The following is a 9,030-nucleotide window of genomic DNA, read 5'->3' as shown; positions in this document are numbered from 1 at the left end:
CCATGGTCCTGATCGAGGTCCAGACCGGCACCTATCTGGGTGAAGACGACATCGTCAGATACGAAGACATCTACGCAAGAGGACAAGGCGCTAAAGGGTAAGGCGCCTCGTCACCCAAATGGCGGGTGGCGTCGCATAACCCGAAGTGTCGTGGCCAGAATGAAGAGGTGCATCGCCAGCAGCGCTGCACCCGCCGAGATCAATCCGAAAGGGGCCAGTAAAAACCCTGTCGCAAATGTGCTGAGAACACCGGCGGTAGCGACCCAGATGGCCAGCAGGGAATGGCGGTTTGTGGACACATAAGGGGTCTGCAGGGTGAACCACACGATCTCAACCGCGATGGCCGTGGTCATCAGATACAGCAGCGGGGTCCAGCCTGCGACGGCTCCACGCGTCCACCACGCCAGAAAACCGGGCCCTAGTGTGATCATGCCAACCCAATAAAGCCCCGATCCGCAAATCCCGGACCAGACCATCAACCTGAATATCCGTGCGCCGGTCTGCCGGTCCTGTTCGCCGCTGAGGCGCGCGAAAATCGGCTCAAGCGCATAGATGAAAATGGCGGCGCACATACGGCCAACCCGCGTCAGGGTGCGGATCGCTGAGAGGATCGTGACCTTGTCCGGCCCAAGCTGGCTTGAAACCAGAATATTCACACCCTGAATCGTGACCAGATTGGTGATCGTGTACAGCATGTAGGACAGCGACGGCCCAAGCATGTTGCGAATCTTGGTGAAAGAGATCAGGCGCACATTCGGGCGGGTCCAGGGGTGCTTGACCCAGAGTATCGTGGTCGCGACCGAAAACAGGGTGATCTGAAGCGCAACAATCGTGACCGCGACGGCAAGATACCCTCCTCCGGCCAGTCCCCAGAAGGCAAGGGCGATTGCGACGCCAAGCTGATAGGTTGCGGTGGTAGCGACCATCAGCCAATAGAGCCCGCTGGCCCGCAACCCTGCGCCCACAGCCCCGAACAGGATCGAACCGGCGGCCACCATGGTCAGCAGGAAAAAGGTCAGCGGGACCTGATCGGCGAATTGCGAGATTCTGAGGAAATCGGCAAGTGGTAGCATGCTTGCCGCCGTACCCAGCGCCAGCAACAGAACGCAGACTCCGATCAGCATTACCCAGGCCGAGGCATTGACGACCCGCGCCCGGCCTGTGCGTTTTGCCGCCGTCAATTGCGTCATTTCATTCGCGGCGATCTGCGCCAGCCCCAGATCAGCCAGCGAGAACACGGACCGCAAAGAATCAATCGCCAGCCAGCCGCCGTAAACCTCTAGCCCCCAGGTCGAGATCATTATGGGCATCAACAGTAATTGTGTGCCTACCGTCACACCGCGGGCATAAACCTGCGCGCCGCTATTGGCGAAAAACTCCTTGGCGTTTCTTTGCATGGGGTCCGGCTTTTGACGTATTCGGCAAGAACGCCGTCACGTTACATGTCATTGTGATATGGGCCAGATCAAAACACAAAATGCCCGGCTTTGGGGGCCGGGCAATGGTTGAGTTTTGAAGACTGATGCTTTTTTGACTCAGTCGAATTGACCTTTAATTAGAGTCTATTCAGTTCGATACGGTAGGCAAGTAACGACCCGCAAACTGAGTCATGACGGCGGTCAGGTCCGTGTCTGAGAGCGCATCAAAGATGCCCAATGCGGCAATCTCTCCGGCGAAGGGCTCCAGCCCGCCAACCCCACCAAACAGGTGAAAAAGCGGCGTTGCGTCCGCCGGAAGCAAAGCCGGGTTGTCGATCATGGTCCGGGGTTGCGCGGCCCCGTTCAAAAACACGTCGCTGTCGCCGTAGCTGCCACCGGCAGGCCTGCGCCACGCGATGACCACATTGGTGCCATTGCTGATCGTCCCAAACCGGCTGCCGCCGTCGGAATGGTTCCAGACAATGCCATCGTCGTCCACGCCCCCCGACAGACTGCCTGCGCCAACATCGCCCAGATGCCAGATCCTTTCCAGCGCAGACAGGGCCGGGCCGGTGTTGAGGGCGGCAACAACAGTAAGCCCGGGGTTTTCTCCCAGCCCAAACCGGGTTGCAGCCTGAAAGAGCGCGCTGCCATTGCCCATGACGCGCCCTTTGCTGTTTGAGATCTGCGGAACGACCGGGATCGCGTCTGTATCTGCAAGGCGCGGCAAAAGGTGTTCGGCAATTGCCTTGTGCCCGGCATCGTCCGGGTGGGTAGAATCGGCCTTGGTAAAAGCAAATCCCTCCATATCCACAAAGGTGAACCCGGGCCGGGCCTGTGTGGCAGACAGGATGCTGTCGCGCGTTTGGCTCCAGGCAGCGGGTGGGGTGTTGGGGGCGTGGTGGTCCCATGGGCCGATCACCCAAACCGGCCCGGAATAGACACTTCGCAAGGCGTTGAACGCAGCATTGGCGCCCGCCTCGACCCCGGTTTGGCCGACATCGTTCAGTCCAAGGGCGATGACCACCTCGTCCGGCGCGCCGGAGGCTGCCGAAATACGGTTGAAGTCATCTACGATGCGGTCGGCCAGTGTTCGCTCGGCGCCCGAACTGTCGTTGACATAGCCGGTGCCGCCATTTCCGCTAGCGACGGAGCTGAACTCTTCGTGCGGGCGCAGCAGGTTGACCCACCCGTTCCAGGGCGCACTGGCGCCCGCGGCTGCGGTAAAGCTGTCGCCAAATACGATGGTCCGCCACCCCGGGGCGCTGGCGCTGACGGATGCGCCCGGTCGGGTCTTGAACCCAAACCAGCGGGCATCGCCGAACCCTTCGACGACAACGCGGTTAGCTTTTGCCGGCAGTTTGAAGGCCCACCAGCGCCGTCCGGGTCCGACGCCTGCGTGATTGACGGGTTTATGTGCCACGCCATTGATTGTCACACGATACCGGTCCAGCAGGTTGTCGCCGCCGTCAATGCGGATCGCAAAGTCGCGATCCACGATAAATGAGGCCTTCCACGACACGCTATGCCCATTTGCCGCCGGGATGTTGCCGCTGTTGCGGGTGGCAGATGGGAACTGTCGGCCCATCAGGCCGAAATAGTTGGAATCATGGAACCATCCGCCCCGCAGATCGGCGTCTTCTGCGCCATCCTGAATCAGGTGGCTTTGCGTCAAACCGTCATAAGGTGCCGATGGGGCGGACGAGGTGCCAACGGACAGGGTATTGGGATAGCCCGTCACATAAAACCCCCGTGCGCTGTCACTGGGTGCGGACAGGTGATGCCCGTTGCCGCTTGTATCCTTCACATGGCCAACGTCCTGCTGCACGTCGTTGACCGGGACGTTGCCTGCCAGATCCTGCGAAAGGCTGGACCTGTCCGTCAGGTCAAACAGCGCCAGCGGGTTGAAGGCCAGCAAACCCGCGCTGCGCCTGCGGACAGACAAGCTGGGGATGGAAATGCCAGAACTGATCATGCCAGATCTCCGTGATGTTGAATGAATAGGGCCAACCTCTGGCGGCCCCGGGATGTGTTCGTAACGGGATCAGGTGGTCACAGGCCCGCAGGGTCGACCACAAAGCCTGTCCTGTGGCGCGCTGTCTCAGGCCCGATTTCGTCAGCGACAAAAATTTCGCCCGAACGTTTGTTTTTGCTTAGGTGAGCGCACGGTGGCCCGGCAACAGGCGTGGAACAAACAATGAAACCCGTGGCCTACCGGACAATGAAACCGATCTAATTCCCCACCAAGTCCGACCGATCAAATTTCGCGCGCGTGCGAATGAACTGCGCACGATTTCCGGCGTAAACGCCCCAGGGCTGCAATGAGGTCATCGCAACGCCGCGCGCACCAAGAACGGCCCCCTCGCCCAGCTCGACGCCCGGCCCGACAAAGGCACCGGCGGCCACCCAGGCCTGCCGCCCGACGCGGATGGGGCGCGTGATCAACTGGTCGTGGAGGTCATCTATGTCATGACTTCCTCCGCACAGTTCTGCATCCTGCGAGATTGTGGCGAATTCCTCGATCACGATCCGGTCCATGCAGTAGCAATTCGCCCGGCGGCCCAGAACAGTATATCGTTCAAGCGTCAGGTTGGGCGGGTACCAGATACGGGCTGAGCCATAGACGCGCGCTGTGGAATGAACATCTGCCCCAAACAGGCGCAACGACCAAATGCGCCAGAAATGCAGGGGTGGCGGCGTCCACCGACAGAGCAGGTACCACCAAAGCCCCCAGATTAGCCGCAAAAGCCGGTGTCGCGCACTGAAATTCGGGCCGCCTGTCACCGGTGAACTGTGCTGCGCGTCCAAAGGCCGTGTCACTGCGCGCACCTTTTTGCGTCTTGCAGCACGCCCATTAGATCCTGCGCCGCCGCATGCGTGGTAAATCGCTGTTCATATCCGGTGCGCGCTGCACGTTTCATGTCCGCGCGTTCAGGGGCGGATAGGGCAAGAAACTCTGCAATCGCCCGGCCCGCACCGGCGCTTGTGTTGTCGCAAATGATGGCTGCGCCCGTGTCCGAAAGCTCGGCATGGATATTTGTTTGCCGCGTTGTGATAACCGGCGTTCCACACGCCAGCGCCTCGGCCAGAACCACGCCGAAGTTTTCTTGATGGGTGATCAGGGTCAGCGCCTCGGCCCCCTCAAGCGCGGCCCATTTCTGGTCGCCTGACAGCGGCCCGGGGAAATGCACGCGGCCTTCGATCCCGGTAACGCGTGCCAGATCGCGCAGGCCCGGCACCATGTTTCCCGGATCCGGCCCTGCGATCACTAGTTGCAACGTTGGATCGTCCACAGCGGCCTGTCCAAACCCCCGGATCAACAGATTGGCCCCTTTCTTTGGATGAAGCCGGCTGAGGAACAGGATGTACCGTTGATCCGCTGTCAGGTTCAGTTTTTTCCGAAACGCGCCAATTCTTGCCGCAGAGTCCGACGTTGGCGGTGCGCTCGCGCCATAAGCGACAACCGCTTCGGTGTAGGGCGGGCCGATGAACCCGCCGCGTGCAGCGTCAGCCTCTTGTCTTGCGGTGAAAAGAACGCGGTGGGCATGATGCAAAACGGGGCCTTGCGCGGCCCAAAACGCCTGTTTGACCCAGTGTTTGACCGGTTTCACCTGCCGAAAGTACGGGTCCAGCATACCGTGCGTATAGACAACATAGGGCAACCCGGCCCTGCGGCAGCCGCGCCCGCCACCGACCGAGGCCCAGTGCCAGACGCCATGAATCACGGCCACGTCGAAACGATGCGCATTATTTGCAATCCAGCGGGCCAGCTTTTGGGTATAGCCGACCGAACTGACACCTGGCCCCACTCCGGTGGCCGGAACCGGGCTTTGTGCCAGCCACGGCGCCTGTGGTGTATCGAGTGTGACGGTTTCGTTCTGCCAGCCCGCGCGGGCCATTTCTGCCGAGCTCGCATTCATGCCGTGCACCGGGCCGCCATAGGCCGGATCAACGGTCGGGATCACGCGCAGCACTCTCATGCGGCCACCGCATTCAGGATGCTCTGCAATTGCTGTTCGTAGTGCGCCATTAGATACTGTGTTTTGACCTTTCGGCGGCCCTCTGCCCCCATTTGCCGCGCCAGTATCCGGTCGCTCAGAAGGGTTTCCAGCCGGTCGGCAAAAGCCTGCGTGTCTGACGGGTCGACGACATAGCCGTCCCTCCCGTCCGAAACGATTTCCTGCGCCGCATCCCGGTCCCCGCAGATCACCGGCAGGCCCCGCAACCACGCTTCGAGATACACAATTCCGAACCCCTCTTTTTCCGAGGGCAGGCAGAATACGTTGGCTTGCGCATAGGCGGCGGCAAGTGCCGCATCCGAAATTCGACCAGTGAACCGAGTGCTGGAGGATAGGCCAAGTTCATTTGAAAGTGTCTCTAATACGGGACGAATGACACCACCACCCACGATCGTCAGGGTCGCATCCACCTGCCGCTGTTTCAGCAGGGCGAAGGCCCGCAACAGTTTGTCAACGTTCTTGCCGTGATCATGTGCGGCCAATCGGGTCACGCACAGAATGTTCGGGGGTTCGTCATCACTTGGATCAGGCAGCGGCAAATCATCCACCGCATTGCGGAAGACGCTGAACAGCTGAGGCGACAGCCCAAACGCCTGCGCCATCCGGTCGGCTGTGAATTGCGAGACCGAGATAACCCGATCCAGACGCCGCATCATCGCTGCGTCCAGCGGCTGTCGCGCGCGATAAACGGGGTCGCCCCAAACCTCATCCCCGTGGACGACCAGGACTCGGCGTGCCCGGGGTGCAACCATGGAACATGCGCTCAAGACCGGCAGCAGATTGACGTGGCCCGCAATCAGAATATCGGCCCCCCGCGCGGCCTTCACTGCCGCGCGAAACATCCTCGGGGCAGGGCTGCCACAGGGATGGAAGTCAGCGGCTATGTCCTTGGGCATGTCCGATACCTGATCCCGCCGTAGTATAATCTGCGGACGCGCCCCACCTGTTTCCACCGCCCGATTGGCCAGCGCTTTGACAAAGCGGCGATTGAACTGCTGCAGCCCGCCAAGCAAGCTGTAGGTCTCAAGCCCCAGAAAGACGATTTTCTCGGGCGCGCTCATACTTGCGCGCCTTTCGCATGTTCCAGAATGCTGGACATGAGGGGCTCGTTGAATGTGCCGTTTGCCCGGGCGCGGGCCTGTCCGGCGCGGGCAACGGCCCGCAGACGGTCAGGCTCGGCCAGCAGGCGTTTGCACTGTTCCGCGCAATCCTCGGCGGTGTCAAAGAACAGGGCCTCGCGGGTGCCGTCGTACAGGCGTGCATGGGTTGGGGTCCGGATCGCACACATCGCTGTGCCAATGGCGGGGATCTCGATACTGCGGTTGGTGTGCGTATCGCAGTTTTTGGTGTTCAGAATAACCAGCGCAATCCGGGCACCGGCGATGGCGGCGGCATAGTCGCGCCCCTCCAGATAGCTGCTGCGAATATAGGGTTTGAGCAGAGCATGATTCACCGCTTTGTGCCAGCGCGGCCCATAGATCGCCAGATCCAACCCGGCCTCGATCAGTGTTTGCATGAAAGCCTCGCGGCCCGGCATCCAGGTTCCGACAAAGGCGACCTCTGACTGCCACTGCGGGTCCATGGGGGTGTCGAACGGTCTGTGCACAACCTCATCCGCGCATTGCAGAACGGCGCGCGGATTGCGCGCGCCTTTGGCGCGCATGGCGTTCTCCTGACCGTCTCGCTGAACCGTTACAGTCAGGTCGTATTGGCCCAGCACCTTCTGGAAAAGGGCCCAGCGTTTCCGCTCGGGCGTGGGTGTGGCATAGGGATTATCCCCGGTATAGTGACTGATCTTGGGGGCAACACCCCGCAATAGGGTCATGCTTTTGGGGCCGATCACCTCGCCGCCGTCGACATGGGCATGATCGAATGACGCGCCATTGATGTCGTGCTTCAAGGTCCGCGAAACAAGAAGATCGATGCCAAACCCGCCCTGACGATTGAGCCAAAGCTTCCAGTGTTTGGGCAGGGCGCGGTCCGGGGCGATATGCACAACCTCGTGCCCCAGGCGCTTTGCGGCCTCGGCCCGCTGCAAAGAAGTTCCGGATTTCGATCCAACGTAAAGCAGCCTCATTCCGGGTGCCCCGCGGCGGGTCGGAGTGCAGGGGTCGGGGCGCACATCGTCAAAAGCCGCAGGCCCAGACCGACCAGCAGGCACAGGGCCAAAACCTGCAGCGGGGCCCGCAACATGGTCAGCGTTTGCCCCAGAATGGTTGTGGTCAGAATTCCATAGCCGACCAATAGGGCGTTGAACGCCTGCACCACGGTCCGCAGGCCGAAATAGCGCAGCATCAGGCGGTAGGTCACAGCCCAGCACGCGAATACAAAGGTGGAAATGAGGAATACGCCCCAATAGCCACCAAGCGCCCACGCCTCGGCCTGTGAGGTGATCATGGGGCGGCCGACGCTTTCGCGGGATCGCAGGGCCAGCTCCCAGACCAGTTCATCGCCCAGCATGGTGATCTTCTGCTGCCCGAAATTCGGCAGCGCGCTGGGTATGGTGGTCTGCCACAGTTTGGCGAAATCCAAGCCCGTTGGCACAACGATACGGCCGGTGACGATGTCCATTTGTGGCAACAAGGTCAGGCGATCAAATATCGACGTGTCGCCGCCGCCAAAGAAATACGACCGGAACAGGCTGACGCCGGTTTGACGCTCGGCATAGACGAAAGAGGCGCTGTGCGTGTGGAACGGGTTGATCAGCGTGATCAGTGTCTCGGTGGAAAACAGGCGGGCAAGAGCCTCGCGTATCATCAGGTCTGGGGTTTCTCGCAGCGGGCGCACCGCAATAGAGACCGCCGAGAAAACCGTCAGAAACCGCACCAGAAAATAGGCCACGACCACGCGCTGCCAGGTGATGAAACGACGGCCAAAAATCATCAGCAAGACGAGGCCCAGCAGAATAAAGGACAACAGATCAGTCCGGCTGTTGTCGATCACTGCCAGAACGCTATAGGCCCCGAAAAGCCCCAGAAAACAAGGGTCAAGCGCCCGTGCTCCGGTCCGAAGAAAGCTGAGCGCCACAAGAATGGGCAGCAGGTAGAAAAAGCTGGTGGCGACAATCGCGGATATACCCCCCGTATAGCGCAGCACCAGGACGCAAACCGAGCTGATCAGGAAGACATAGAACAGGCTGTTTGTGCGCCGGGCCGCAGCAATGGTTGCCTGTCGTGATCTGTTGGGCACAAGCGCGTCCAGCAGGCCGATCAGGGCCACAGCACTTTGGGACACCAGCACAATCATCGCCGCCCGGTCCGGGCCCAGGATATTGAAATCTATGGATACCAGCCGCACCGAAGCATTCATCATCAGCATAAAGCTGAAAGTCCAATAGGGGGACGAGTAGAAAAACGCGCGCCATCCGTCCTTGTGCAAAGCCACCATGGCGGTTGCGATCAAGGCGCAGCACAAATGAATCAACAGGCTGAGTTCGGGTTGAAGGGCCAGCTGAAATGCAAATAGCAGCACGCTGAGGATCAGGCCAATCCAAAGCACCATGCGCATCCGCGCGTCAAAGCGGGCGGCGGCCCGTGCATCCAAAGCGATCATGCTAGCTGTTGTGTTCATTGTCCTGTGTTGAGGGAAATGCC

8 protein-coding genes are annotated in these 9,030 nt (G+C 60.5%); 1 reads left to right on the top strand and 7 read right to left on the bottom strand.

All coding sequences use genetic code 11. From position 1 onward, the window contains the following. Nucleotides 1-101, top strand: a 101-nt coding sequence (locus ACR0J5_RS20320; RefSeq protein ID WP_480655235.1) for a hypothetical protein, incomplete at its 5' end; no start/stop codon positions are given. A gap of 9 nt (nt 102-110) precedes the next feature. Here the strand turns inward: ACR0J5_RS20320 and ACR0J5_RS20315 are convergent. From ACR0J5_RS20315 to ACR0J5_RS20285, 7 genes are all read right to left on the bottom strand, one after another. Then, nucleotides 111-1,397, bottom strand: a complete 1,287-nt coding sequence (locus ACR0J5_RS20315; protein WP_480656671.1) for a lipopolysaccharide biosynthesis protein — start codon at nt 1,395-1,397, stop codon at nt 111-113. Nucleotides 1,398-1,566: 169 nt separating this feature from the next. Further along, nucleotides 1,567-3,393: an SGNH/GDSL hydrolase family protein gene (locus ACR0J5_RS20310; RefSeq protein WP_480656669.1), complete on the bottom strand. Its 1,827-nt coding sequence runs from the start codon at nt 3,391-3,393 to the stop codon at nt 1,567-1,569. A 257-nt stretch (nt 3,394-3,650) separates the two neighbouring features. Further along, nucleotides 3,651-4,238: an LbetaH domain-containing protein gene (locus ACR0J5_RS20305; protein ID WP_480656667.1), complete on the bottom strand. Its 588-nt coding sequence runs from the start codon at nt 4,236-4,238 to the stop codon at nt 3,651-3,653. Beyond that, entirely contained in the window at nt 4,235-5,398 is a 1,164-nt protein-coding gene (locus ACR0J5_RS20300; protein WP_480656665.1) for a glycosyltransferase, read from the bottom strand. Before ACR0J5_RS20300 ends, ACR0J5_RS20305 begins: the two co-directional genes overlap by 4 nt. Beyond that, nucleotides 5,395-6,498 carry a glycosyltransferase family 4 protein gene (locus ACR0J5_RS20295; protein WP_480656663.1) on the bottom strand — a complete coding sequence of 368 codons (1,104 nt, stop codon included), beginning with the start codon at nt 6,496-6,498 and terminating at the stop codon, nt 5,395-5,397. Before ACR0J5_RS20295 ends, ACR0J5_RS20300 begins: the two co-directional genes overlap by 4 nt. Continuing rightward, on the bottom strand, nt 6,495-7,514 hold the full coding sequence (locus ACR0J5_RS20290) for a glycosyltransferase family protein (RefSeq protein WP_480656661.1): 1,020 nt from the start codon (nt 7,512-7,514) through the stop codon (nt 6,495-6,497). The genes ACR0J5_RS20295 and ACR0J5_RS20290 overlap by 4 nt, the downstream gene beginning before the upstream one ends. After that, entirely contained in the window at nt 7,511-9,007 is a 1,497-nt protein-coding gene (locus ACR0J5_RS20285) for a hypothetical protein (protein ID WP_480656659.1), read from the bottom strand. The genes ACR0J5_RS20290 and ACR0J5_RS20285 overlap by 4 nt, the downstream gene beginning before the upstream one ends. Nucleotides 9,008-9,030: the final 23 nt, after the last annotated feature.

It is taken from the genome of Ruegeria sp. BE1 (assembly GCF_056538885.1).
This window is presented reverse-complemented; position numbering and strand designations above follow the sequence as displayed.